Raw genomic sequence first — 26,221 nt, 5'->3', positions numbered from 1 at the left:
TGAGGGGTCAGGTTCCCTCGGTACGGCAAGGAACCTGACCCCTAAAACTATAGCCGTAGCCGTCACGATTAGGACGTGTTATCAAATGACTCTTGACCGTCATTCCCGCTTGCTCGAGAATCCACGCGGGAGTAGATGCTCTCTAATGGATTCCCGTGGCCACGGGAATGGAAGTCTTGCTCCGTCTTAATCCAATTGACTGTAGCCATATCACCGACATCGAGACGGCTGATCCTAGGTGATGCTCTACTGCTTAGGCGTAGAGTACAGCTTAGGATTGGGCACTGGGGCCTCGCCCATGGGGCTTTGGCCTTCTGGGTTTTCCAGATACTTAAATTCGCCTTTGCCGTCGGGGGCGGGGCCTTTTGCCCAACGACCTTCCTTACTTTCGGTGCCTTCCGACAGGTTCCAGAAGGTGTAAGAGGCGTCCTGCTTCTCCTGAGACTGAGGGAAGCGGCTGGGCACGGGCAGGCTTTCTAGCCCATCGGCCTTGAGTTCTTCGATCGCAGCCAGCCACTGATTTTGGTGCATGGTATCGCGGGCGATCATGTAGCTCAAGGTATCTTTTACGCCGGGGTCGGTAGACATTTCGTACAGACGCACGGCCTGCAGGCGGCCCTGGGCTTCGGCCTGCACATTAGAGAAAAAGTCGGCCATCAGGTTGCCTGAGGCGACAATATAGTTGCCGTTCCAGGGATAGCCCACGCTGTCGGCAGGCAGAGCACCGCCGCCCGACATCACAGCATGTTTAGGGTTCATGCTGCCCATGATGATGTCTTCGGTTTTCATGCTCCCCATCACCCCTTCAACAATGGGATCTTTTACGGCGTCTTCTTGAACATCCGGGGGAGCTTTGTCGACCAGATGAGCAATCAAGTTGGCCAGCATTTCAATATGGCCAATTTCCTCGGTACCAATATCGAGCATCATGTCTTTGTACTTTGCAGGACCTCGGCAATTCCAGCCCTGAAACAGGTACTGCATCATCACAGACATTTCACCAAAAGGCCCGCCGATCAGCTCTTGCAGCTGCTTGGCATAAACCGGATCGGGATTTTCTGGCTTGGTGAAATATTGGAGGCGTTTCTTATGGTAAAACATGAAATTTTTCCAATGATCAACAGAGTAGGAGCGTAGAAAATCTGCTCCTTTCTGCTTTCATAGTTGCGGGATAGAACCTGTTCCCCATCTCTCAAAAGGGGCATCAAAACTTAGGCCGAATAAATCTGTCCCTATAGCTGTAGAGCCTTCTCCTGCTAAAGATCTATCTGGCTGTAATGCCGACCAGCTTTACGCTCCTAAAGGGCGATCGCCCGACGTGCCGAACCCAGTCCAGCCTTAGCTAACCTTTACAACCAGCAGCTCCTTGCTTACCGTGAGGGATAATCCTTCGCCAGTTCAAACTTCTATGCAATATCGACGCTTTGGCCGCACCGAGCTGCAAATGCCCGTGTTTTCCTGCGGCGGTATGCGCTACCAGCACTCGTGGAAAGACGTGCCGCTGGCGGACGTTCCGACCAAAAATCAGCAGAACCTGGAGGCCACGATTCACCGCGCGCTGGAGGTGGGCATTAACCACATCGAAACGGCGCGGGGCTACGGCACCTCCGAAATTCAGCTGGGGCAGATTTTGCCGAAGTTAGACCGCAGCCGCCTGATCGTGCAAACCAAAGTTTCTCCCACCGCCGACCCCGCCGAGTTTCGCCAGCACCTCGCTCAATCGCTGGACAATCTCAAGCTGGAAACGGTGGATCTGCTCGGCATCCACGGTATCAACACGGCAGAGCTGCTGGACTGGACCCTGCGCCCCGGCGGCTGTATGGAGGTGGCGCGGGAGTTTCAGCGCCAGGGGCGGGTGCGGTTCATTGGCTTTTCGACCCATGCGCCGACGGTGGTAATTCAGCAGGCGATCGCCTCCGATGCCTTTGACTACGTCAACCTGCACTGGTACTACATCAACCAAGACAACTGGCCTGCGATCGACCTGGCCCAGCGCCACGATCTGGGCGTGTTTATCATTAGCCCGTCAGACAAAGGGGGGCACCTGTACAGCCCGCCCGCCAGGCTGGTAGAGCTGTGCGACCCGCTCAGCCCGCTGGTGTTTAACGATCTGTTTTGCCTCAGCCACCCCCAGGTGCACACCCTCAGCATTGGGGCGGCGCGGCCCAGCGATTTTGACGAGCACCTGAAGGCCTTGCCATTGCTGAAAGAGGCCGAATTACATCTAACGCCCGTCCTAGATCGCCTGCACCGCCACGCCCAGGCCATACTGGGCGAAGACTGGCTGCGCACCTGGGCGATCGGCCTGCCCAGCCCCGAGCAAACCCCCGGCAACATCAACATTCCCGCCATTCTGCGGCTGCGGAATTTGCTGCTCGCCTTCGACATGGAAGACTACGGCAAGGCCCGCTACAACATGCTGGGCAACGCAGGCCACTGGTTCCCCGGCGAAAAGGCTGAGAATTTAGACCAGGTGGATCTGTCTGAGTGTCTGCGCCGCAGCCCCCACGCCGACAAAATTCCGCACCTGCTGGCCGAGACCCACAACCGGCTGGCGGGGCAGGCCATGGCGCGGCTGTCGAATGCGTAGCGATCCCAGGGCTTCACCATATATTGATGGGGAATTGCCGCAATTCCTCAAGTTTTGTGAGAAGTGATTTTAAGACTTTGTTACGATGGTCACAAACGCACAGGAGAACCATCCACCATGCCGCATACTTCTTCCAACAAAAATTCTGTCGTGATCTCCCCGTCAATTTTGTCGGCAGACTTCAGCCGCCTGGGCGAGGAAATCAAAGCCGTTGACGAAGCTGGCGCTGACTGGATTCACGTCGACGTGATGGATGGTCGCTTTGTGCCCAACATTACCATCGGCCCCCTGATTGTCGATGCCATTCGGCCCGTTACCCAAAAGCCTCTCGACGTGCACCTGATGATTGTCGAACCCGAGAAGTACGTGGCCGATTTTGCCAAGGCTGGCGCTGACATCATCACGGTGCACTGCGAGCACAATGCCTCGCCCCACCTGCACCGCACCCTGGGCCAGATCAAAGAGCTGGGCAAAGAGGCGGGCGTGGTGCTCAACCCCGGCAGCCCGCTATCGCTGATCGAAAACGTGCTCGACCTCTGCGACCTGGTGCTGATTATGAGCGTCAACCCCGGCTTTGGCGGTCAAAGCTTTATTCCTACCATGGTGGATAAGGTGCGTGCCCTGCGCAATATGTGCGACGAGCGCGGCCTCAACCCCTGGATTGAGGTAGACGGCGGCCTCAAGGTGAACAACACCTGGCAGGTGCTGGAGGCTGGGGCCAACGCGATCGTTGCCGGTTCGGCGGTGTTTAACGCGCCCGACTATGCGGCGGCGATCGAAGGCATTCGCAACAGCAAGCGCCCTGCGCCTGAGCTGGCTACTGTTTAGCATCCGTAAGGCGAACAGCCTGAACAAAAAGGGGGAGGTGATTTGCAAATCACCTCCCCCTTTTATTTTATTTTGAGAACGGCTTGTGTCTTGAGCCAGCGGTTCTCTTCGACTCCGCTCAGAGAACATCGACTCCGCTCAGAGAACGCTGGCTTCGACTCCGCTCAGCCAGCGTTCCGCCGCTAAGCTCTATTCCCACTCGATGGTGCCAGGCGGTTTGGAGGTGATGTCGTAAACCACCCGGTTAACCCCATCGACCTCGTTGACGATGCGGTTGGAGATCGTCTCTAGCAGGTCGTAGGGCACCCGCGACCAGTCGGCGGTCATGCCGTCTTCGCTGCTGACCAGACGCAGCACAATCGGGTAGGCGTAGGTGCGCTGATCGCCCATCACGCCCACGCTGCGCACGGGTAGCAATACCGCAAAGGCCTGCCAAAAGTCGTGGTACATGCCCTGCTTGGCGATCTCATCGCGCACCACAAAGTCGGCGTTACGCAAAATTTCCAGGCGCTCTTCGGTGATTTCGCCAATGATGCGAATGGCTAACCCCGGCCCTGGGAAGGGCTGACGCCGCACAATCTCCTCGGGCAGGCCGATGGAGCGGCCCACCTTACGGACTTCGTCTTTGAACAGCTTGCGCAGGGGTTCTACTAGCTTAAATTGCAGGTCTTTGGGCAGACCGCCGACGTTGTGGTGGCTCTTGATCTTCACCGCCACGCGCTCCCCGGTTTTGGGGTCGACATTGGTATCGGCAGACTCGATCACGTCCGGATACAGGGTGCCCTGGGCTAGGTAGTCGAAGGGGCCAAGCCGCTTTGACTCTTCTTCGAACACGCGAATGAACTCGTGGCCGATGCGCTTGCGCTTTTCTTCGGGATCGGTAATGCCTTCTACCTTGGCGAGGAAGCGATCGCGCGCCTTGATATGAATCACCGGAATGTGAAACTGCTCGGCAAACAGCTTCACCAGGCGCTCGGGCTCATCTTTGCGCATAAAGCCCTGGTCAATGAACATACAGGTGAGCTGGTCGCCGATCGCCTGGTGCAGCAAAAAGGCCAGCGTCGAGGAGTCTACCCCGCCCGAGAGAGCCAGCAGCACCCGCTTGTCGCCCACCCGCGCCCGCACCTCGCGAATGGCGTCCTCCACAAAGGCTTCGGTGGTCCAGGTGGGCTGGCACTCGCAGATGTGGTAAACAAAATTGCGAATTAGAGCGATGCCGCCCTTGGAATGCACCACCTCGGGGTGAAACTGCACACCGTAGAGCTTGCGGGCGTGGTCAGCGACGGCAGCGCTGGGGGTGTTGTGGGTGTGGGCCAGCACCTCAAAGCCGTCGGGCAGGCGAGTCACCGAGTCGCCGTGGCTCATCCACATGGTGGTGGCCTCTTCGACGTTGGTGAGCAGGTCGGTGGGGTCGTCAATAAAAAGTTCAGCCTTGCCATACTCGCCTCGCTCGGCCCGGTCGACCTGGCCGCCAAGCTGCTGCACCATCAGCTGCATGCCATAGCACACCCCCAGCACCGGAATACCCAGGTCCCAAATAGCTGGGTCGCAGTGGGGCGCACCGTTGTCGTAGACAGAGTTGGGGCCGCCGGAGAGAATAATGCCCTTGGGGTTGAGCTGCTTGAGCTGCTCGGCGGTGGTGCGGTAGGAGAGCACCTCTGAGTACACCTCGGTCTCGCGAATGCGGCGGGCGATCAGTTCAGAGTATTGGGAGCCAAAGTCGAGAATGACCAGCATCTGGCGGTTGACCTCGGGCAGGGAGTCTTCCCCAAAGTGGGTGGTAGGTTCAGTTTGAAGGGTCACGGGTTAAATCCTGCGGTGGTGGGCTCGGGAAGTTTGACGATTGGACATAAAAGACCTCAGCGTTGAGCCGAGGGGAGAAAAGCCAAAAGACCAGGCCATAACCTGGCTCTAAATCGTCTTCTGGCGGTACCGTTCGAGGCGATCGACGTCCAGATTAAACGGTCTGCAATCGAACAGAATCCATCAAGAGAGAAGCGGAGCGTTTGCCCAAGGGCAGCAAACGCGGGGTGTTTATGCAGATGTTATGGACGTTTTATAAAAAGTTATTCCTTCTAGTCTACCAAAACTTGATTGAACAAGTCCTTGGCTAGATGACTCTGGGCGACAATCTGTCGTTGGCGATCGAACACCATCGTTCCCACGATCAGGGACTGGGCCGCGTGGGCATAGACGTAGGCGGCAGCCCGCTCGTCTATGCGATCGACCATGTATTGATAGACCAGCTGGGCCAGGGCGGCCTCCTGCTGGCGCAAAATCTCTAGCCCCGCTTCGACGGTTTTAGCCGTCAAAATGCTCTGAACAAGGGGCAACTCCACCCCTACCGCCGCGCAGCAGGCCGCCAAAATTTCCTGCCGACCGTCGGCGACGTGGTGATGGGTGTGAAAGATGCCCCCAGCCAGCTTGACCAGCTTGCCGTGGTAGCCCAGCAGCAGCACGCCAGCCACCCCCAACTGCCCGGCTTCCACCAGCATTGGCCCCAGCCAGTTGGCGGTCTTGACCCGGCGATCGCCCTCGATCCCCAACTGCACAGCTAAATCCAGACCGTTTTCGCCCAGGCAAAAAACCAGGTGACGGTACCGGGCGGCCTTATCCCGCAGGACATCTCGCGCCTGATCGAGCTGACCGGGGGCGCTGAGGGGTTCAGAAAGGCCAGCGGTACCCAGCAGCGAAAGCCCCTCGACCACCCCAAAGGCGGCGTTAGAGGTGCGATCGCCCAGCGCCCGGCCCTCCGGCAAAATAATCGTCACTCGCAGGGTTTTGCCGGGGGGAATGAGCGGAGTCAGGTTGTGAATGATCAACGCCCTGGCGTAGCGATAGATGGCCGGAGCATTCGCCTGGTTGACCTGTCGCCCCACCCCCTCGCCTCCCTCAATCTGAATCGGCTCTGGCTGATCGCTCTGCCCCCAGGCCACCAGCGACCAGATCGGCGTGTGGCGGGTAAGGTCCAAATTGTCGCCGGGGTCGCTGTGGGTGATCGCCAGCACCGAGCCATCGGGCAAGGGGGCCAGCTGAGCGATGGGAATGTCGGCGGGCTGGGGTGGGTTGAGCAGATCGAGGATGATGGTGGCGGAGCGATCGCCAGAATCTAACAAACATCTCAGCGCGGCCACAGCCCCAGCGCAGGCAAACACCGGCAGCGTATAGCCAGAGCGCGGTAGAGGTAGAGTAGTATCCATACGAACTGAGCACCTTGCGGTGAGATTGATTAAAAAGACTAATATCATTAAAGACGCCCAAGCCTACCCTGTTGACAGTCAGAAGGGTGTACTAGCCTGGTGCATGGTAGTAAAGCAAGCCCACTGAGCAAGCCTAGACGACATCAGAAAAACCTACGATCGCTCAGTAGACCAGGTAGGAAAATTTTTGGTGTTTAACATCAAGAGCTATCGACTCATTGTGATTTGTAACTTCAAGGCTCAAGTTATTTACTATCGTTTTCTTTTGACTCATCAAGAATACGACAAAGGTAAGTGGAAGGTATGATACTCACCCTCAATCGCGAATCCTACGGTATGCTGCTGGCCGCTTATCAGCCCCAGGTGATTCAGTCTGAGGCAGCCTATAACGAGGCTCTGGCAGCGTTAGAAACCCTTCTAGATCAAGGAGAATCCTTGAGCATTGAAGAATCGGCTATTGTCACTCTCCTGGCTACGCTGATCGAAGACTATGAAGAACAGCAAATTGATCAGATAAAGCTAGAAGCTGTGACGCCTCACGAAGTTTTGCGCCACTTGATGGAGGCACGAGATTTGAGGCAGGCTGATCTGGTGCCCATGATTGGCTCTAAGGGCGTAGTCTCTGAAATCATCAACGGCAAGCGAACAATTAGTAAAGCTCAAGCTAAAGTACTCGGGGCTTTTTTCCATGTGTCTCCAGCCCTATTTATTTAATAATTGAAACTGAACCCAAACGGCACTGGTCTAGCAGGGATTACCTCAAAACTGATTCCAAAGGGGCAATGCCCTAATCTGCTCTAGAGTCAGATCCAGGTAGGTATCGCCTGGGGCTTCACCGCCTACCAGGGCCTGGCCAAAGTAGCCGCGATCGCCGTCGTGGGCGTGGGGGCCGATCGCGATCGCCTCGTACCGCCCCTCCCGCTGGGCCTGGTTAAAGGCTGAGCCCACGGTCCACTCCCAGCGGGAGGGAAAGAGCACCAGGCCCAGGTTGTCGATCCAGTCATTCTGGCCGTAGAAGTGGTAGACCTGATCGACCGCCGTAAAACCCACCTGACCGTCAAACACACCGCCAAAGGAGAGCACCGTAATTTCGACTGGCAGCCACTGTTGCAGGTAGGGGGCCGCTCCCAGGGCCACCTGGACACCGCCGCTGGTACCCGCTAGCACCAGCTGAAACGGCTCGTCAGCCTCCAGGGGAACGGGCTCGGTGGCAGCCATGCGCTCCAGAATGGTGGCCGCAGCTCCCCGGTTGTAGGCCCGCCCGTAGCGGCTGTCGGCGGAGAGAGCCATGCGCCACAGATTGCGAATCTTAAGCACGATGCGGGCAGGCGCATCTTCGCCGCCGGTTCTTTCGCTCAGCCGCCACACCCAGCGAAAGAACGGCTGCCCGCCCACGTTATCGCTTACCGCCGAGTAGGGAAATACCTGGCGCACTACCACACAGTTGGGCACCGCCGCCGCCATTTGGGTCAAAAAGACGTCTTCGCCGGGGGCCAAATCGACGTCGGCCACATTGCCCACCCCGGCTAAAAACACCAGGTAGCACGGTGGCCCTGACCCTGTCGCGATGTCACTTGGGGGCAGCTCAGGACGCTGCTGGGCCAGCCGGTTGCCGTCGCGCAGCCACCACGACAGGGTGCTGATCGGCGCGATGGTGCCCCAGGCCAAAAAGAATAGTCCCAGGGCGGTCAGCAGCTTGCTGGTGTCACCCAGCGATCGCGCGATTAGAGTTTGCAAGAAAGACTTCATCGGCAGCGCCCAGCGGTAGACTGGGCCAGGTAGTCAACGATACAGCTATGGGTCAGCGGCATTCTATCAGGTGGTTGAGACAGGTGCTGGCCGATGCCCTCACCCTCAACCAAGATTTTTATGAGCATAGCCACCAGTACCCGGCCGCGAAACAGTATGCCCGCAGCATTGTGGTGCTGGCGGGCCTGTCGCACGGGTTGGGCAGTGGCCTCATTTTGCTACTTTACAAACCATCCTTGCTAGAATTGGTCGCGGGTGTGCTGATCAACGGCCTCAGTGTGGTTGCCGGGTACTACCTGTGGACCTACGGCCTCTGGAAGATCAACGCCTACCTGGCCCCGCCCGTGCCCCCCTACCGGGAACTATTGGTGCCAGTGGGGTTTGCCTATACGCCCCAAATGCTCAACCTGCTGACGGTAATTCCGCTGCTGGGAAGACCCATTACCCTAGCCCTAGCGGGGTGGACGCTGCTGGGGGCGATCGCCGCCGTGCGAGCCGGGCTGAATATTGGCCTGGTCAAGGCAACGCTGCTGGCCGGGGTGGGCTTTACCCTGGTGCAGGTCGGTATTGGCCTGGTGCAGGAGGGCGTGCAGAACTGGGTTGCCCCTAACCTTCTCCAGTAATCGACAGGGCATCGACCCAAACGCGCGGGCAGAGGCCGCCGGGGGTAATTTCGACCTCGGGTTCCACATGCACGATCGCCTTGAGCAGGTCGCAGAAGTCGCCCGCCACCGTGGCCGACTCCACGCTGACGCGCTCGCCCCCGTTCACCAACCAGCCGTCGAAGGGCAGCGAGAACGAGCCCTGGAGCGCATTTACCCCAGCGTGGAGCGCCTGCAAGTCGTCGATAAAGATCACGTTCTCGGCATTGTCCAGGCTGAACTCGGTCGAGGCCTCGGTTCCCGGCAGCACGTGGTAGTAGCTGGGGCTGACCGACACCTTAGCGCCAATGCTGGCGTGGCCCGTGGGGCTGGCCCCCATGCGCTTGGCAGTCCCGGCGCTGTGCAAAAACTGGGTCAGCACGCCCTGCTCGATAATTGGCACCCGGCGGGTGGGCGTACCCTCGCCGTCAAAGGTTTCGGCGCTGACGTTCTCAGGGTGCAGAGCATCGTCGTACACCGACAGCAGCGGCGAAGCTACCACCTTGCCCAGAGAGTCCTTGTTGGACAGGCTGCGGTTGTCTAGCACGCTCTGGGCATTGTACATATTCGAGAATGCGCCCAGCAGGCTCAAAAACGCCTCGCCTGAGAACACCACCCGATACTTGCCCGAGGCCACCTTGTTGTAGTCGAGGTGGCTGATGGTTTTCTCGGCAGCTTCTTTGAGGCAGCCCTCAATATCGAGCAGGGGCAGACCCCGGTTCACGCGCATGGCCCCGGCCGATCGCGGTTTGCGGCCCTCCTGCTCGGTCTTGCTGTACAGGTACAGCGAGGCATAGGAACGGGCCTCGTGGCGCAGGGCTCCAGCGCTGTTGAGGTAAAAGCGATCGATGCTGCGCTGGGCCAGGCCGTTGTAGGGCACGCTGGCGATCGCCGGATGCGCCCCCAGCAGCTGCTTCTCCACGTCAACCAGGGTCGAAATCAAATCGCCCACCGGGGCCGGGGACACCGTCTCCACCTGCACATCGGCGGTGGGGGCCACCGACTCGGGGCTAAAGTCGGGGATGTGGTCGCTGACGCCAAAGGCACTGGCCTCCTGGGCGGTTTGCAGGGCCAGATCCATCCCCAGCGGATCGACATCGCTGGTGGAGGTCACTCCCACCTTGCCGTCGGGGTTCCACACCCGCACAATCACGCTGGAGCGATTTGAGGCCTTGACCTGCTTCGGGTCGCCCTTGTCGACCTGCACGCTGGTCTCATCCACGGAAGACCCGTAGACGTCGTACTTGGAAATGCCGAGTTTCTTGGCGCTAGATTCCGCGTACGCGGCAATGTCTTGAATGGAGGGCATAGGGAGTGGGGGTGTAATGGGGTGGGGGAGTGTGAGATAGGGAGGATGAGGGGATGGGGAGGGTGGGGAGGTGGGGAAGTAATCAAAGTCTTGTGTAACTTTTACCTTTTGTGGGATAGCCGTCTCGGCTGTCCATCTAGGACAGGCAGGATGCCTATCCCACAAGGCTATGGCAGATTAGCTATCCCAAAGCAGGCACAGAGAAAGGGGAGTAGGTTGGGTGGAGTGCTAGCGAAACCCAACCAGGGGTTGAGGCTGTTGGGATCCACTGCGTTTCACCCAACCTACAGCCTGCTGGGAGTTCAGTTCGCCAGCAGAAGGTTTACTTCCCCACCTTCCCCATCTCCCTCACCATCTCCTACCGGCCGCCGACGGTAATCGAGTCAACCTTCAGGTGCGGCTGCCCTACGGTGACGTAGATGCTGCCGCTGATCGAGCCGCAGAAGCCCGCCGCCAGATCCAGGTCGTTAGAGCACATGGAGATTTTGTCCATGATTTCGGTGGCTTCGCCGATCAGCGTTGCGCCCTTGAGGGGCTTGGTAACTTTGCCGTTTTCGATCAGGTAGGCTTCGGAGACGGCAAAGTTGAACTGGCCGGTGGGGCCGACGCTGCCGCCGCCCATCTGCTTGCAGTAGATGCCTTTTTCGACGGAGGCAAATAGCTCATCCAGCGAGTAGTCGCCGGGGGCGATGTAGGTGTTGCGCATGCGGCTGGCGGCGGCGTAGGTAAAGCCCTGGCGGCGACCGCTGCCGGTGCGGGGGTGGCCCGTGCGCATGGACCCGGCGCGATCGCTCAAAAAGTTCTTCAGCACGCCGTTCTCAATCAGCAGGGTGCGCTGGGCGGGCATGCCCTCGTCATCCATGTCGATGGTGCCAAAGGCGTCGGGCGAAATCCCTTCATCCCAGGCGGTGAGGTTTTCGTGGGCAATCTTCTGGCCCTTCTTGTCGATGAAGGGGGTAGTGCCCCGCTCGATCTGAGTGGTTTCGAGCAGGTGGCCGCAGGCCTCGTGGAAGATCACGCCGCCAAACTTGTTGGCCATGATCACCGGGTAGGTACCCGACTCCACGTAGTCGGCGTAGAGCATTTTGCCTGCTGACTCAGCTACATCCGCCGAAGCCGAGCGAAAGTCCCAGTTGCGCAAAAAGGCCGGGTCGCTGGTGTCGCCCGCCCGCTGGCCAATCGAGGAGCGGTGCTCGCCGTCGGCGCAGAGCAGGTTGTAGCCCACCGACTGGGTGAGGCGAATGTCGCGGGCAAAGGTGCCGTCGCTGGCGGCCACCAGCACCTCCTGCCAGTCGCGGAAGTAGACGGCGCGGCGCGACTGCACGTGGCTAGCATCGTTGGCCAGGGCCGCGTTGGCGGCCAGCAGCACGTCGCCCATTTCCTGCATTGAGCTGCACTGGGCCAGCCAGTCGTCTTTGCCCTTGGCGGTGGCGTAATCGCGCAGCAGCTCTAGGTTAATTTCGGCCAGGTTGGCGTGGGGGCCGGGTAGAGACAGCCCCATGATGGCCAGCGCCTGGTCGAGGGCGGCCTTGAGTCCGTTAAAGGTGAGGTCGTTGGTGCTGACGTAGCAGTCGGCCTTGCCCACAAACACCCGTACCCCGGCCCCGGTTACCAGGCGCGGCGAGAGGCTGGTAATGGCGTCGTCTTCGGCCTGACAGCTGATGTAGTTGTTACGCTCCAGAAAAAATTCGACAAAGTCGGCCCCGGCAGAGCGGCCCAGACCCAGCAGGCTAGACAGAGTGGCCTCCCAGGCGGCATCGAAGCGATCGCGGGGGGCCGAGTAGTCGCGCTGGAGCAGGTCGTTGGTCTTAATTAAAGGAGTCGGTAAGGGTGCAACCGTCATGCCAAAGAATCCTTGTGGGGTGAGGGGAAATGCCAGTAGGACTTCCCTAGTCTAACAAACCCGCCCTGAACAAACGCGAGCTTACAAGCCCGACCCGGCGAAAGCAGGACAGAGGAGATATATGCCTACGAATACCTACGAACCGCGATCGCCCAGGCCACGGCCTCACCGCAACAATGTCTCCACCAGTTTTTTTTGCTGGCGACTAAATTTTTAACCCAACCGTAGTTGCAGGCACATCCCGCTGCTCCCTCTTCACCCTATGCTGCGAGAATCGCTAGAGTGGGCAGGGACCATTTCATGTCTGCCCATTGCCCAACGGCTGCAATCCCATCCGCACCGCTGTAACTCTCTACAGAAAAAACCATCTGTAGAAGAGAGAAATTAAGAAGGTTGCTCTAAGTCAGCCCTCTCCCTCCATCTCTAGAGAGGCTATGCTAAGATGGGCGGAAGATTAAGCAAAACTAAAGAAAGTTTCGCTTTCTTAGCTCTGCTAGTTTCGCTTTCTTAGCTCTGCTAGTTTCTTTTGTTAGCTCTGCTAGTTTCTTTTGTTAGCTCTGCCAAACGTTGCTTGACTCTTCCAGGTCACGGTCCAGCAGACCTTACACTTTCAGCCAATCCTTTCGCGTGCTCTTTGACCACGGGCGGAATGCCTCTCTAACAGGTAAAGCAATCGCTAACCCTGCCTTTCGTGGTTTCAACATGGAGAACTCCGCCTGTGGTGGTGCAAAACTCAGCCTCTGTTTCACTAGCTGCTCGTTCCAAATCCCCCATGGTGCTTGTGGTAGACGACGATGAAGATAGCCTCACTCTGATGGCTTACATCCTGGAGCAGCTGTCGTGCGAGACTTGTTTTGTAGCTGATGGCCTGGCGGCCTTAGTAGCAGCACGACAGCACCATCCTCAGCTCATTTTGTCGGACATTCATCTACCCCAGGTAGACGGCTACAGCCTGCTTCAGCAGCTGCGGGCCGATACGCACACCCGAGACATTCCGGTGGTTGCGGTCACTGCGCTAGCCGGTCAGGAAAATCGCCAAAAGATTTTGACGGCAGGGTTTAATGACTACATTAGCAAGCCTTTTTTGATTGAACCGCTAGAGCATCTGATCAATCGGTTCATCAGCGTGCCTCAACCGGCAGTTCAGCCCTAGGGCTGAGGATGCCCGCGATGCCTCTGCCATAATCCCATGCGCAATGGTTCTCCTCCTATAGCTGTTTTTGGCAATGACCCTATCTGCATCTCCAAAGGTGCAGGCGCGGTGTCAGAGCTGTATTGTCACCCCTAAAAATACATAGCCCAAAAGCCGGAAGATACTTGCTGTATCTTCCGGCTTTTGGGTTTAACTCGACGAGTCTTTGGCAGCGGGTCGTGCCTCTGGTGGCTCAGCCAGAATAATGACCACACTGGTGCGACCGGTGGCCAGGGTAGCATCGGTCAAAACATCGACCACCTGGCGGTCGAGAATGGCCTCAACCATGTCAACGATTTGCGATCGCAACGCTGTCGCCAGATCGTTTCTTACCTGTTCGGCCAGCTCCGATTGACCTTCGTCTAGCAGCAGCTGCTCAGGCTTGGTGACCGAGTCTTCAACCACGAACAACAGCTTTTCTTCTAAAATTTGGCAGGTGATTTTGCCAGGCGTGTGATTGAGCTTTTCGCGGTACAACCGCTGAAACTGCTGAGCCAGCCTACGCTGAAGCTGACCCAGCGTAGGTAACAGAGTAGAGGGGGTGGTGTCCATAGGGGTGCTTCGGGGTTTGACAACCGATCGCAAGTCAATTCTTGAGAGTTATGAACGGTTGTGAAATTATTTAACCATGACTCTAGAGGACACAGCTAACTAAAATTTGAGTAGCCCTAGAGCCGTCGCGCAGCCCTAGGTCACCAGACCCGATCGCAGGGCACGCACGGCGGCCTTGGTGCGATCGTCTACCCCCAGCTTGTTGAGAATGCTGCGCACGTGGGTCTTGACGGTACCCACGGTGATGTAAGAGCGCTCAGCAATCTCAGCGTTGCTGCACCCGCCGACAATCAGCTCCAGAATTTCGAGCTCGCGCTCGGTCAGCGGGTACGATTCTAAAATTTGCTCAAACTCAGGCTCGACCGCCTCGATCGCGACGGTGCGGTTGCTGGCCGCCATCGCCCCAGCCGGGGTCTTGCGCACCTGACGCAGCACCACGCTGGCGACCGCCGGGTCAATCCAAGAGTTGCCTTCGTTGGTTTCGCGAACGGCCACAATCAGGTCGTCTAGCTCGGTTTGCTTCATACAGTAGGAGTCTGCCCCGGCGGCGAAAGCGGCCATTACGGCGGCTTCGCTGTCGTGCATGGTCAGCATGAGCACGCGGGTGGGGTTCTCATTGAGGTCGCCCTGGCTCTGGCGCAGACGCTCTACCAGCTCGATGCCATCGATGTCGGGCAGGCCGATATCCACGATCGCAATGTCGGGATGTTCGGTTTCGAGCAGGCTGAGGCCTCGCGCCCCATTGGCGGCTTCGCCCACTACGGTCATACCAGGTACTCGCTGGAGCGCCGCCTTGAGGCCTAAACGGGTAAGGTCGTGATCTTCAATCAATACAATGCGAATATCTGTCATAGGTAGCCCCCTAAATGAGGCATTGTAAAAAACTACGGGCTATGCTAGCGCCCGAGGTCCTCTGATTATGCGCCAACTCTAAAGGGGTGGCACGTATCTTCGGGCTGACCTACTGTGCCGTTGGCCTCTTTCCAAGGATAGACTCTGGGCGGTCAAAGGACGTGGTATTTCAGGAAGGTTAACAACGCGCCTGTCTCTCCTTCACCCTATACACAGTGACTACGTTCTACAAACTCGCCCCGTCAAACTCATCCCAGTAAACTCACCGGAGAAAGGATAGTGCCATGGTTGAATACTGGCAGTCTCTGCTGTCGGGGCCATTTATTCCCCACGGGCACTGCTACCTGTGGCGACCAGGGCTGGTGTGGCTGCACCTGTTATCTGACGCCCTGATTGCGCTGTCGTACTGGACGATAGCGGCGGGGCTGGTCTACTTTGTGCGACGGCGGCCCGATGTACCCTTTAAGCCACTGTTTTGGCTATTTGCAGCGTTTATTGCCGCCTGCGGTGCCACCCACCTGCTGGAGGTGTGGACGCTGTGGTTTCCGACCTACTGGGTGTCTGGAGCGGTCAAGGGGCTGACAGCACTGATATCGCTCTATACGGCGCTGGAGCTAGTGCCCCGGCTGCCGCTGGCGCTGGCGCTACCCAACCTCACCCAGCTGATGGATATGAACCAGGCGCTGCAAAGCGAGATCAGCGATCGCAAGCAGGCCGAAGCCAGCCTGCGCGCCGCCGAGGTTGAGGTCAGACAGCTCAACCAAACCCTGGAGGAGCGGGTACAGCAGCGCACCGCCCAGCTGGAGGAAGCCAAGCAGCAGATTGAAACCCTGCTGGAGCAAGAACGACGCGATCGCACCACGCTGCAACAGGCCAAAGATGAGCTGCAAGACACCGCAGAACGGCTGAATCTGGCCCTCAGTGCGGCCCAGATGGGCTCCTGGGACTGGCAGCTGGAGAGCGACACCCATCTCTGGTCACCCCAGGTCGAGCGCATCCTGGGCCTGGAGGTGGGCACTACACCCCAGACGGCAGAGGTGTGGACCGAGCGGGTGCACCCCGACGACCTGCCCACCATCGACAGGCTGGTCAAGGAGGCGATCGCCAATCAGGGCGAGTTGGCCGGGCAGTATCGCCTGCGCTGGCCCGACAACACCTGGCGCTGGGTCAGCGCCTACGGTCGCGTGGTGGATGTTAAAGACGGGCGCAGCCAGCGCATGGTCGGAGTGCTGCAAGACATTACCGCCGCCAAGCAGGCCGAGCTTGACTTGCGGGCCAGCGAAAGGCGCTTTCGAGCCGTGTTTGAGCAGGCCGCAGTGGGCATGGCCCGCCTCGACTGGGAAGGGCACTGGATACAGGTCAACCAGAAGTTTTGCGATATTTTGGGCTATCGGCCCGAGGAGATCATCGATCGCTCCTTCCAATCCATTACTTACGAGGGCGATAGGCTGCAGGATGAGTACTACTACCATCAGTTGCTCACTGAGCGAACCCCCTGCCAGTTTGAGAAGCGCTACCTGCGCAAAGACGGCACCCCCCTGTGGACCCTGGTCACCGTTTCGGTTGAAAGCGACGATGCCGATGGCCCCTCGGCTTTTATCGCCATCATTGAAGATATCGAGGAGCGCAAAGCCGCCCGCGAAGAGCTGCTGCACCGAGCCGACGAAATGGCCAATACCAACCTGGTGCTGGCCCACACCACCGCCATGCTGGAGCAGCGCAACGCCGAGCTTGACCAGTTTGCCTACGTGGCTTCCCACGATCTCAAAGCGCCCCTGCGCGCTATCTCTAACCTGGCCGACTGGATTGGCGAAGACCTGGGCAACCAGCTGCCGCCCGAGAATCAGCGCCAGCTAGAGCTGCTGCGCAGCCGGGTAGATCGCATGGAGGCGCTGATCAACGGCCTGCTGGAGTACTCGCGGGTGGGTCGCCGCCAGCGCAGCATTGTGGCGATCGATCTCAACGAGCTGCTGAGCAATGTCGTCGATTCTCTGGCCCCGCCCCAATCGTTTATGGTTGACGTTCCAACTGACTTGCCCACGCTCTACAGCCACAAAACCGCTCTAGGACAGGTGTTTGCCAACCTGATCAACAACGCCATCAAGCACCACCACCGCGACCAGGGTACCGTGCGCATTAGCTGGCGGAACCAGGGCAAGTGGCTCGAATTTGCCGTTGCCGACGACGGCCCCGGCATTGCCCCCCAGTACCACGACAAAATTTTCACTATCTTTCAAACCCTCAAGGCCCGCGATGACTTTGAGAGCACGGGCGTGGGTTTGGCCGTGGTGAAAAAAATTATCGAATCTGAAAAGGGGCGGGTGTGGCTCACCTCTACCGTGGGCGAGGGCACCACCTTCTACTTCACCTGGCCCTTTACCCAAACCCCGCCCGCTCAAGACCAAAGCGATGCCTAGAGCGGTTTGTTGGCGAATACAACTGACAAAATTTCGCTTGGCAATCGATACCAAAGGGGGAGTATTGCCGTGCGGCACCCCGATACAGTTGAAGCTGAACAGACCCCAAACTGCCAAATTAAACGAGTTCCCCCAGATCGCTCCGCTAAGATAGCAATGCCCTACCTGCGTAAGCCTTAACCGATTGTGACCCAGCCGCCCGCCACCCCCGACCCGCAGCCAGATCCACCCCTTGAACCGCTGACCCGGATGCAGGTGCTGGCCGCGATGGGGGTAACGGCGGTCGTGCTGCTGCTGATCTCAAAAGCCTGGCTATATTTTGACTCAGCGGGCCTGCTGCCGCTGCGGCTGTCGCTGCAGGACGGGCTGCTGGGCCTGGGTCTGGGCCTGGCCATTACCCTGGCCAGCGGCGTTATTTATCGGCTGTGGCCCGCCTACCGCCACAGCGCCGACACCTACCTGGCCATGGTGCTGCAGCCCCTTCAGTGGCCCGATTTGATCTGGCTGGGGCTGCTGCCAGGGCTGAGCGAAGAACTGCTGTTTCGCGGGGTCATGCTGCCCGCGATCGGGCTCAATGCTTTGGGCATTGTGGTGTCGGCAGCTAGCTTTGGGGTGCTGCACCTGAGCAGTTTGCAGCAGTGGACCTACGTGGTGTGGGCGACGGCGATTGGCCTAGTGCTGGCGATCGCGGCGGTGCTGACCGGCAACCTGCTGGTGCCCGTTGTGGCCCACACGGTCACTAATTTAGTTTCTAGCGTTGTGTGGAAGCTGCGCCAGCAGCGCACCCCAGCATGATTTGGGGTCAAAGGGTATGGGGTTTAAGGGGCACCCCTAGACCTTGAACCTTATCCCTTGAACCGTACACCTCATCCCCCTTCTGCATACAGTTGTCATGGCTTGTTGGCAATATCAGCAGAATTCTGGTTTCGGTATACCGTTATCCAAAAAATCTGTTTATTCTGTCTAGAGAGCATGGCGCTGGGCGCACCCTCGACGTTGCTCTGCTAACTCCTGCTAACCCTTAGCCCTACTTGGGATGCAAACAGAGGTTGTCGATGGATTGCAGTGCTATTCAATTTAAGTACACCGATCGCTTTTCTACGGCGGATCTAAACCAGCTGGTGGGTCTGTTTCAGGCGGCGGCATTTTGGGCCAAAGATCGCACTCGGGCCGATATGGAAACCGCGATCGCCCACAGCTACCCCGTTGTTACCGCCTGGGATGGCGACCAGCTCATCGGCTTTGCCCGCGCCACCTCCGACGGCGTATTTCGCGCCACCATTTGGGATGTAGTGATTTCGCCCGACTATCAAGGCGGCGGACTGGGTCGCCGACTGGTCGAAACCCTGGTCGCCCACCCCCACATGAGCCGGGTCGAGCGCGTCTACCTGATGACCACCCACCAGCAGGGCTTTTACAAGCGCATCGGTTTTGAAGAAAACGCCTCAACCACGATGGTGCTCTACAACAGCGCTGAGTTCGAAATGCTGCCGCCCCTGGGCTCACCGGCTGAGGTGCGGCCCGAAGCGCTGACTGAAATCACGGTTAGTTAAGAACCCGGTATCGTCGTCTAACCCTGGCAGGGAGTAAGGTACGCTACCATTTTGTAGGCATGGCTCCGGGGTGGAGCCCACATTACATAGGCCAAATTCAATGCACCAAACCCAGGATCTTCACGTTGTTGAGACTCGCCCCCTCGTCAGCCCGGCGCTGCTGCACCATGAGTTTCCCATGTCGGCTGAGGCCGCGACGCTAGTGGCCGAGGCCCGCGATCGCATTCGCCACATTCTCTACAACGAAGATCGCCGCCTGCTGGTGATTGTTGGCCCCTGCTCGGTGCACGACATCGATGCCGCCTACGAGTACGGCCAAAAGCTGGTCAACCTGCGTCACGAGCTCTCAGGCCAGCTCGAAATTATCATGCGGGTCTACTTTGAAAAGCCCCGCACCAACGTGGGCTGGAAGGGACTGATCAACGACCCCCACCTCGACGGCAGCTACGACATCAACACCGGCCTGCGCCTGGCCCGCAAGCTGCTGCTCGACCTGGCCCAGCTGGGGCTGCCCGCCGCCACCGAGCTGCTCGACCCGGTAACGCCGCAGTACATCGCCGACCTGATTGCCTGGACCGCGATCGGCGCTCGCACCACCGAGAGCCAAACCCACCGCGAAATGGCCTCTGGCCTCTCCATGCCCATCGGCTTTAAGAACAGCACCGACGGCAGCCTACAGGCTGCCATGAACGCCATGGTGGCCGCCAGCCGCCCCCACCACTTTTTGGGCATTAACCACCACGGGCTGGCCAGCATTGTCACCACCACGGGCAACCCCGACGGCCACCTGGTGCTGCGCGGCGGCAAGGGCGGCCCCAACTTTAGCGGCGATCACGTAGCCCAAGCCGCCGCCGAAATGGCCAAGCTCAAGCTCAACCACCGCATGATGGTCGACTGCAGCCACGCCAATGCCAACAAAGACCACAACCGCCAGACCGCCGTGCTCGACGATATCGCCGCCCAGGTGCGCGACGGCTCGCGCCACATTCTCGGCGTCATGATCGAGAGCCACATCAAGGCGGGCAGCCAGCCCATCCCCGACGACCTGCGGCAGCTCACCTACGGCCAGAGCATTACCGATGCCTGCGTTGACTTCGACACCACCGCCGCCATGCTGCGGAAACTGGCTAGCGCAGTAGAGCCCTCAATGCAGGCCGCGCCGCTGGGCTAAGCTCGACATTCATAGAGTGAAATGTAACTGAATTAAAATTGGTGGGCAGTGCTCACCCTACGGCAGATCAATACTTCAGTCTTTAAACCAAATTGAAAAGGCAATCTGATGGATTGCTTAGGCTCAAATGTGTCTGCTGATAGATGCTGGGGTCGCGGCTCGTAACGGTAGGATGGCTAGGCTCCTAATCGCAGGCGATCATGCTTGATCTTTGGTACAAAGACGCCGTTATCTACTGCCTTGATGTAGAAATTTACATGGATGGAAACGGCGACGGGGTAGGAGACTTTGTTGGATTAATCGATCGCCTTGATTATATTGCCGGTTTGGGCGTCAACTGCATCTGGCTGATGCCGTTTTACCCATCCCCCAATCGAGACAACGGCTACGACATTACCGACTACTACAGCGTTGATCAACGGTTAGGAACATTAGGTGACTTTGTTGAGTTTACCCGCCAAGCCGGTCAGCGTGGCTTGCGAGTGATTGTCGATTTGGTGGTAAACCATACCTCAATAGATCATCCGTGGTTTCAAACGGCCTGCAAAGACAAAACCTCCAAGTACCGAGATTACTATGTTTGGGCTGAGGAAAAGCCCAAAAATGCAGACGAGGGTATCATTTTCCCAGGGTATCAAGACAGTACCTGGACGTATAACGACGAAGCTGGGGCCTATTATTTTCATCGCTTTTATGAGCATCAGGCAGATTTAAACGTCGCCAACCCTCAGGTGCGCGAAGAGATCTATAAAGTGATGGGCTTTTGGCTGCAAATGGGAGTCTCCGGCTTTCGAGTCGATGCCGTTCCCTTTTTGATTGAGTTAGAAGGCATTAAAGACACTGACGAAGCCAAAGATCCGCTGCTGTTCCTGAGGGAAATTCGCGAATTTTTGTCCTGGCGGCGAGGCGATGCGATCGTTTTAGCCGAAGTTAACGAGCCGATGGATACGATCGCCGAGTACTTTGGCAACGGCGATCGCATGCAGCTTTTGTTTAGCTTCATGGGCAACCAGACCTTTACTCTAGCGATGGCCAGAGAAGAAGCCGCTCCCCTGATCAATGGCTTAAAAATACAGCCTCAGCCGCCCGAGATTGGACAGTGGGCCTACTTTGTGCGAAACCACGATGAGCTGACCTTAGACAAGCTTTCGGCTGAAGAACAAAACGAAATTTTGCAGCGATTCAATCAGGATAAGGAACAGGTTTGGGTATTCGATCGCGGTATTCGTCGTCGTTTTCCTCCGCTGCTCAACAACGATCCACGGCGAATTCGCCTGGCCTATAGTCTAATGTTGACCCTCCCCGGTACGCCAGTTTTATTCTACGGCGAAGAAATTGGCATGGGGGATGATCTGTCACTCGAAGCCCGAGACGCCCTGCGCACACCTATGCAGTGGTCAGATCACAAAAACGGCGGTTTTTCCACCGCTGACCCTGAAGACCTGGTGCGATCGGTAATTGACGAAGGCCCCTACGGCTATCAGCAGCTCAACGTAATTGCCCAGCGACGCGATTCTGATTCATTGCTCAACTGGATGGAGCGCGCCATTCGGATGCGTAAAGAGTGCCCTGAATTTGGCTGGGGCAGTTGGGAAATCATCGAAACTGACTGTCCAACTGTCTTTGCTCATCGCTGCCAGTGGAAAGACGGCACCGTGATTGCTATTCACAACTTATCGAGAGAGGCCTGCGTTGTGGCGCTAAAGCTCAATAGCGACAAGGCCACACCACTGATCGATCTTTTAGGAGACCAGCCCTATAAGTCGGTTCAACACGAGTCTTGTGAGGTTCAACTGGAAGGCTATGGGTATCGCTGGTTCCGGGTAGGCAGCATTCATCTCTAGGTAAGCTAGCAAGCCTACTGCTGCGAAACGCTGGCTGAATTTTGCCGTTGAAAATTGCGATGGTCGAAGACCGGCCCAGAGGGCCATCGCCCCTATTTTTTGCAGACCTAATTCTCCTTCGGCTCGTGCTGCTCAATCGGCATGACTACCGTAAATATCGAGCCTTTCTCAACCATGGACGATACAAAAATTTCACCCTGCATTAGCTCTACCAGTTGTGAAACAATCGCCAAACCTAGCCCCGTTCCCTGATCGGTGGGGGCGGTAGGGCCGTGGTGAATGCGGTAGTAGGGCTCAAAAATATATTTTTGCTCAGCCTGGGCAATGCCAATGCCGCTGTCGCTAACCACAATTGACCAGCGGTTGTGATCAAGGGTTGCAGCAGAGATAGAGACAAAGCCGTTTTCGGTGTAGCGAATGGCGTTGCTCAAAAGGTTAGTAATAATTTGCTGCAGCCGCAGGGGGTCGGTCTGCACGGTTTGAGGAGCGCGATCGCAGTCTACCTTCAGCTCTAGCCCTTTATCGCGCACCAATGGTTCGACAATTTCTATCACCGACTGAATGAGATCTTGCGGGATGATAGTAACCACCTTCAACTTAATTTGTCCGTCGCCCTGCTGCAGCTGCAACGTATCGTTAATCAGCCGCAGCAGGAGTCGCCCGCTGCGCAGAACTCGCTCAATACTTTCTAAATGGGCATAAGAATCGTTGAGGTCTGCCTGCTGCTGCTGCCGCAGAAACAAATCGGCATAGCCAATAATTGAGGTGAGTGGCGTTTTGAGTTCGTGGGTCAGCTTCGACATATTGTCGTGGCTAGCCCGCACCAGGCGCGTGAGTTCCTGGTTGGTGAGCTGCATTTGAGTTCTGAGTTTGTTTAACTCCTCCATACGGCTTTGGGTGTAGCTATCAAAGCAGCGAGCGATCGCCTCATCTACCACTGAATTGATCAGCCGCGTTGCCCACAGCACATCTTTGGGGGACGCCTGCACCAAATCTGTTTCTAACTCCTCAAAAATCACCGATCGCAGCAGGCGGTATTCTCGCGCAATTTCTGCCGGTTCAAACCCTTGCTCGGCTCGAATTAAACCATGTTCTAAACTGGCCTCATCAATAACCTGATAATTTTCTGGATTGCTATGGGCCAGCATATCAGCAAGAGACTCTAGCACCCTAGGCAGACTATCGCGCACGGCGTTAAAGGTTAATTCGTTAGTGGCCTCAATTTGCTGGTCTTCAAAAACTGCACCAATCCACAAATCAATAATTGTGTCGCGCTTTTGATTCAGAATTGTGCTGAAGTCCATCTTCATACATGCCGAGGTGAGGTGCCAAGCTTAGGCAAGCGCCCCCACGCTACCCTACGGCAATCGGCCCAGGCATCTAGTAAAAGGCATAGAACGGTTCTCAATTTATGAGGGTTTCGCCTACAGACATGAATCAATTCGGGCTGCCAGTACATCTCTGGAGTATGGTTGAAAATGCCTTTTAGATGAAAGTTTACGGCTCTATGGCGATCCATCGTCCAGGCTGGTCATTAGATCGCCGCGATCCTCACTTTGTTGAAGCTTTTCAGCCGCTGTGGGGCTGGTTGTACGAGCACTATTTCCACGTTCAAACCGAGGGGTGGGAGCAGATTCCTGACGGTCAGGTGATGCTGGTTGGCTCCCACAATGGGGGTCTGGCGGCCCCCGATATGTTCATGATGATCTACGACTGGGTCAGGCGCTTTGGCCCCGATCGCCCCGTCTATGGCCTTATGCACCCCAAGGTGTGGCAGGCCGCTCCGCCGTTGGCCAATCTGGCAGAACGAGCTGGGGCGATCGCGGCGCATCCAAAGGTGGCCCTGGCCGCCCTCGATCGCAGGGCCAGCCTTTTGGTCTACCCCGGTGGTGCTCAAGATATCTTTCGCCCCTTTAGCCAGCGCGATCGCATTCACCTGAGCGATCGCAAGGGCTTTGTCAAAATTGCTCTAGAGCGCCAGCTGCCGATCGTGCCGGTGGTCTCCTGGGGTGCCCACGACACGCTGCTGGTCTTAGCCGATATTTACCCCCTCATGCAGCAGCTGCACGACTGGGGTATGCCCTGGTTTTTGGGCATTGACCCGGAGGTTTTTCCGGTGTATTTGGGGCTGCCCTGGGGCATCGCCTTTGGCCCCGTGCCCAATATTCCCTGGCCCCGACCGATCGCGACCCACATTGGCGCACCCATCTACTTTGAGCGCTACGGAGCCGAGGCCGCCCGCGATCGCCCCTACGTTGAGGCCTGCTACCGCCGCGTTCGAGACCAGATGCAGCAAGACCTCAACGATCTGATCGCCAAGCACAGCAAGCGATCTGCATCCTAACCCTAGCCAGCCGTAGGGTGGGCACTGCCACCCCTGTCAAGGTGAGCTTTTTGCCAAGCTCTGCTCCAAGCGTAGGGTGCGTTATCGGCCTTAACCTGCGCGAAGCCTCCCAGACTGAACCTTTGAGCCGAAACGCACCGCTTACGGTATCGAGAGGCTCGCTTGACGTAAGCGGTGCGTTCCGGCCAGGGCAGGGATTTTGCACGAACGCAGAGTAAGTCTGGGGCCGGAAACACACCCTATGCCAAATCGAGTTTTCGGCGGTTCGATGGAACAAAATCTTTTTTTAGACCACCTTGACAGGGCTGGGTGGGTAGTGCCCGCCACTGAGGAAATTGTTTTCCAGACGTTACCTCAAATCGGCGGCGGTGAACGACTAGCGGCTGTAGAGCTGAGTCATCGCCAGCAGGCGATCGCTGAGCGCCTGGGTCAGCAGGGTAGAGCTGCGGTAGCGCCAGCGCCAGTTGCCGTCGTTGCGGCTGGGGTCGTTCATGCGGGCGCGACCGTCTAGGTCTAACAAATCTTGCAGGGCGATGACGGCCAGATCGGCCACCGACGACAGCGCCATGCGAATAAATAACCAGTTGATCGCCTCAATCGATTCGGGCGAGGCGTAGCCAGCGTAGCGGGCCAGAAACTGTTTTTCGCTGTCGCTGGCCTGCTGCCACCAGCCAATGATGGTGTCGTTGTCGTGGGTGCCGGGGTAGACCACGGTGTTGCGCGTGTAGTTGTGCGGCAGGTAAGGATTGTCGGGATCTTCGCCAAAGGCAAACATTAAAATTCGCATGCCCGGAAAGTCAAAGCGATCGCGCAGAGCTTCCACTTCGGGCGTAATAATGCCCAGATCTTCGGCCATGATCGGCAGCGTTCCCAGCGCTTTTTCTAAGGCGGTAAAAAATCGCTCACCGGGCGCTTCAATCCATTCGCCGTTGATGGCGGTTTCTTCGCCAGCGGGCACCTGCCAGTAGGCTTCAAAGCCGCGAAAATGGTCAACGCGCACGATATCGACGTACTGCAACGTCACCTGAAAGCGCTTGATCCACCAGGCAAAGCTGGTTTTTTCGATCTGATCCCAGTTGTAGACCGGGTTGCCCCAGAGCTGCCCGGTGGCACTGAAGTAATCGGGCGGTACGCCAGCGATAAAAGCGGGTTCAAAGGTGTCGGGGTTGAGCTTAAAGATTTCCGGGTCGGCCCACACATCCGAGCTGTTGTGGCACACGTAAATGGAAATGTCGCCCACGATTTTAATGTTTTTGTCGTTGGCGTACTGGCGCAGGTTTTGCCACTGCTCAAAGAACTTAAACTGCAAGAACTGGTGATATTGAATGCTGTCTTTTAACGCTTCGCGCTGAGCTTGTAGGGCCTCGGGTTCGCGGCGGGCGATCGCAGGTTCCCAGTGATTCCAGCTTTTGCCCTCGTTGGCCTCTAGCAGGGCCATAAACAGCACAAAATCGTCCAGCCACGAGGCCTGCTCCTGGCAAAATTGCTCCAGTTTGGCCTGCTGATCGGACGACTGATTGCTCAGAAAGCGATCGTGGGCCAGCTTCAGAAAGTGGGTTTTGTGGGGAATAACTTTGTCAAAATCGACCTTTTCAGGGTCTACATCGGTCAAGGGCGTGAGCTCGGTGGCCTCCAGCAGTCCCTCGGCGGCCAGCTGCTCTAGATCGATCAGCAGCGGGTTGCCCGCAAAGGTGCTGAAGTTCATGATGTAGGGCGAGTGTTCGTAGCCAGTCGGCCCCAGCGGCAAAACCTGCCACAGCGTTTGTCCACTTCTGGCCAAAAAATCGACAAAGGCATAGGCGGCCTGCCCTAAATCGCCAATGCCAAAGCGGCCCGGTAAAGAGGTGGGATGCAGTAAAACACCACTGGCACGTTGAAAACTCATACGAATTTGCTACTGGGTTGGGTTAATTGCCGAACTGCTGCTGAGCTTTAGAGCCAGTTTGGCGACTCACATTCAAGACGAAACAAAACGGTTCTAGAAATGTCGCCCCGCAGAACTGACAACAGCGATCGCCAAAGAATTGGCAGTATTAGTCATAAAAGAGAATGCTAGCCGCAGGCATCCCCCCTAAGGTATGGCTGTCGATTTTCCTTAACCCCCTTTCCTGAGGAGGAGTTAGAACGATTTTCGCG

Annotated in this window: 22 protein-coding genes; 12 read left to right on the top strand and 10 right to left on the bottom strand. The window is 57.5% G+C overall.

Annotated features, from left to right (window positions below; genetic code table 11):
* Positions 1-246: 246 nt before the first annotated feature.
* Positions 247-1,101: a manganese catalase family protein gene (locus ACQ4N7_RS09860; RefSeq protein ID WP_430711436.1), complete on the bottom strand. Its 855-nt coding sequence runs from the start codon at positions 1,099-1,101 to the stop codon at positions 247-249.
* A 307-nt stretch (positions 1,102-1,408) separates the two neighbouring features.
* On the opposite strand from ACQ4N7_RS09860, the gene ACQ4N7_RS09855 reads away from it, so the two are divergent.
* Positions 1,409-2,590: an aldo/keto reductase gene (locus ACQ4N7_RS09855; protein ID WP_430711435.1), complete on the top strand. Its 1,182-nt coding sequence runs from the start codon at positions 1,409-1,411 to the stop codon at positions 2,588-2,590.
* Positions 2,591-2,707: 117 nt separating this feature from the next.
* Entirely contained in the window at positions 2,708-3,418 is a 711-nt protein-coding gene (gene rpe / locus ACQ4N7_RS09850) for a ribulose-phosphate 3-epimerase (RefSeq protein WP_430711434.1), read from the top strand.
* Positions 3,419-3,607: 189 nt separating this feature from the next.
* Here the strand turns inward: rpe and guaA are convergent, their stop codons facing one another.
* On the bottom strand, positions 3,608-5,155 hold the full coding sequence (gene guaA, locus ACQ4N7_RS09845; protein WP_430711525.1) for a glutamine-hydrolyzing GMP synthase: 1,548 nt from the start codon (positions 5,153-5,155) through the stop codon (positions 3,608-3,610).
* Between the two features lie 338 nt (positions 5,156-5,493).
* Positions 5,494-6,618, bottom strand: a complete 1,125-nt coding sequence (cbiD, locus tag ACQ4N7_RS09840) for a cobalt-precorrin-5B (C(1))-methyltransferase CbiD (protein ID WP_430711433.1) — start codon at positions 6,616-6,618, stop codon at positions 5,494-5,496.
* A 142-nt stretch (positions 6,619-6,760) separates the two neighbouring features.
* On the opposite strand from cbiD, the gene ACQ4N7_RS09835 reads away from it, so the two are divergent.
* Together ACQ4N7_RS09835 and ACQ4N7_RS09830 are read left to right on the top strand one after the other, a co-directional pair.
* Positions 6,761-6,925 (top strand): type II toxin-antitoxin system HigB family toxin, encoded by a 165-nt coding sequence (locus tag ACQ4N7_RS09835; protein WP_430711524.1) that lies wholly within the window; start codon positions 6,761-6,763, stop codon positions 6,923-6,925.
* 29 nt (positions 6,926-6,954) lie between these two features.
* A complete protein-coding gene (locus ACQ4N7_RS09830) occupies positions 6,955-7,332 on the top strand; it encodes a helix-turn-helix domain-containing protein (RefSeq protein WP_430711432.1) in 378 nt (125 codons plus the stop codon).
* Positions 7,333-7,377: 45 nt separating this feature from the next.
* On the opposite strand, the gene ACQ4N7_RS09825 is transcribed toward ACQ4N7_RS09830, so the two are convergent.
* Positions 7,378-8,367, bottom strand: a complete 990-nt coding sequence (locus tag ACQ4N7_RS09825; protein WP_430711431.1) for a hypothetical protein — start codon at positions 8,365-8,367, stop codon at positions 7,378-7,380.
* 47 nt (positions 8,368-8,414) lie between these two features.
* Here ACQ4N7_RS09825 and ACQ4N7_RS09820 point away from each other — a divergent pair, with 47 nt between their 5' ends.
* Positions 8,415-8,990, top strand: a complete 576-nt coding sequence (locus tag ACQ4N7_RS09820) for a hypothetical protein (protein WP_430711430.1) — start codon at positions 8,415-8,417, stop codon at positions 8,988-8,990.
* On the opposite strand, the gene ACQ4N7_RS09815 is transcribed toward ACQ4N7_RS09820, so the two are convergent.
* Both ACQ4N7_RS09815 and ACQ4N7_RS09810 read right to left on the bottom strand, forming a co-directional pair.
* A complete protein-coding gene (locus tag ACQ4N7_RS09815) occupies positions 8,974-10,317 on the bottom strand; it encodes a TldD/PmbA family protein (protein ID WP_430711429.1) in 1,344 nt (447 codons plus the stop codon). The genes ACQ4N7_RS09820 and ACQ4N7_RS09815 overlap by 17 nt on opposite strands.
* 358 nt (positions 10,318-10,675) lie before the next feature.
* The gene (locus ACQ4N7_RS09810) at positions 10,676-12,160 is read right to left on the bottom strand and encodes a TldD/PmbA family protein (RefSeq protein WP_430711428.1); all 1,485 of its coding nucleotides are present in this window, start codon (positions 12,158-12,160) and stop codon (positions 10,676-10,678) included.
* Between the two features lie 772 nt (positions 12,161-12,932).
* On the opposite strand from ACQ4N7_RS09810, the gene ACQ4N7_RS09805 reads away from it, so the two are divergent.
* The gene (locus ACQ4N7_RS09805; protein WP_430711427.1) at positions 12,933-13,313 is read left to right on the top strand and encodes a response regulator; all 381 of its coding nucleotides are present in this window, start codon (positions 12,933-12,935) and stop codon (positions 13,311-13,313) included.
* A 189-nt stretch (positions 13,314-13,502) separates the two neighbouring features.
* Here the strand turns inward: ACQ4N7_RS09805 and ACQ4N7_RS09800 are convergent, their stop codons facing one another.
* Positions 13,503-13,904 carry a DUF2294 domain-containing protein gene (locus ACQ4N7_RS09800; protein WP_430711426.1) on the bottom strand — a complete coding sequence of 134 codons (402 nt, stop codon included), beginning with the start codon at positions 13,902-13,904 and terminating at the stop codon, positions 13,503-13,505.
* A 135-nt stretch (positions 13,905-14,039) separates the two neighbouring features.
* A complete protein-coding gene (locus ACQ4N7_RS09795) occupies positions 14,040-14,756 on the bottom strand; it encodes a response regulator (protein ID WP_430711425.1) in 717 nt (238 codons plus the stop codon).
* 284 nt (positions 14,757-15,040) lie between these two features.
* Here ACQ4N7_RS09795 and ACQ4N7_RS09790 point away from each other — a divergent pair, with 284 nt between their 5' ends.
* From ACQ4N7_RS09790 to ACQ4N7_RS09770, 5 genes are all read left to right on the top strand, one after another.
* Entirely contained in the window at positions 15,041-17,173 is a 2,133-nt protein-coding gene (locus ACQ4N7_RS09790) for a PAS domain S-box protein (RefSeq protein WP_430711424.1), read from the top strand.
* Between the two features lie 186 nt (positions 17,174-17,359).
* Entirely contained in the window at positions 17,360-17,968 is a 609-nt protein-coding gene (locus tag ACQ4N7_RS09785; protein ID WP_430711423.1) for a CPBP family intramembrane glutamic endopeptidase, read from the top strand.
* A 260-nt stretch (positions 17,969-18,228) separates the two neighbouring features.
* A complete protein-coding gene (locus ACQ4N7_RS09780; protein ID WP_430711422.1) occupies positions 18,229-18,726 on the top strand; it encodes a GNAT family N-acetyltransferase in 498 nt (165 codons plus the stop codon).
* Between the two features lie 100 nt (positions 18,727-18,826).
* A complete protein-coding gene (locus ACQ4N7_RS09775; RefSeq protein ID WP_430711421.1) occupies positions 18,827-19,897 on the top strand; it encodes a 3-deoxy-7-phosphoheptulonate synthase in 1,071 nt (356 codons plus the stop codon).
* Between the two features lie 200 nt (positions 19,898-20,097).
* The gene (locus tag ACQ4N7_RS09770; RefSeq protein WP_430711420.1) at positions 20,098-21,741 is read left to right on the top strand and encodes an alpha-amylase family protein; all 1,644 of its coding nucleotides are present in this window, start codon (positions 20,098-20,100) and stop codon (positions 21,739-21,741) included.
* 107 nt (positions 21,742-21,848) lie between these two features.
* On the opposite strand, the gene ACQ4N7_RS09765 is transcribed toward ACQ4N7_RS09770, so the two are convergent.
* Positions 21,849-23,045: a sensor histidine kinase gene (locus ACQ4N7_RS09765; protein ID WP_430711419.1), complete on the bottom strand. Its 1,197-nt coding sequence runs from the start codon at positions 23,043-23,045 to the stop codon at positions 21,849-21,851.
* 203 nt (positions 23,046-23,248) lie between these two features.
* Between ACQ4N7_RS09765 and ACQ4N7_RS09760 the strand changes: the two genes are divergently transcribed.
* On the top strand, positions 23,249-24,085 hold the full coding sequence (locus ACQ4N7_RS09760) for a lysophospholipid acyltransferase family protein (RefSeq protein ID WP_430711418.1): 837 nt from the start codon (positions 23,249-23,251) through the stop codon (positions 24,083-24,085).
* Positions 24,086-24,461: 376 nt separating this feature from the next.
* On the opposite strand, the gene malQ is transcribed toward ACQ4N7_RS09760, so the two are convergent.
* Positions 24,462-25,970, bottom strand: a complete 1,509-nt coding sequence (gene malQ, locus ACQ4N7_RS09755) for a 4-alpha-glucanotransferase (protein ID WP_430711417.1) — start codon at positions 25,968-25,970, stop codon at positions 24,462-24,464.
* Positions 25,971-26,221 lie beyond the last annotated feature (251 nt).

It is taken from the genome of Nodosilinea sp. AN01ver1 (assembly GCF_050565655.1).
GTDB lineage: Bacteria > Cyanobacteriota > Cyanobacteriia > Phormidesmidales > Phormidesmidaceae > Nodosilinea.
The sequence above is the reverse complement of the archived record's forward strand: the minus strand, read 5'-3'. Positions and strand labels throughout refer to the sequence as shown.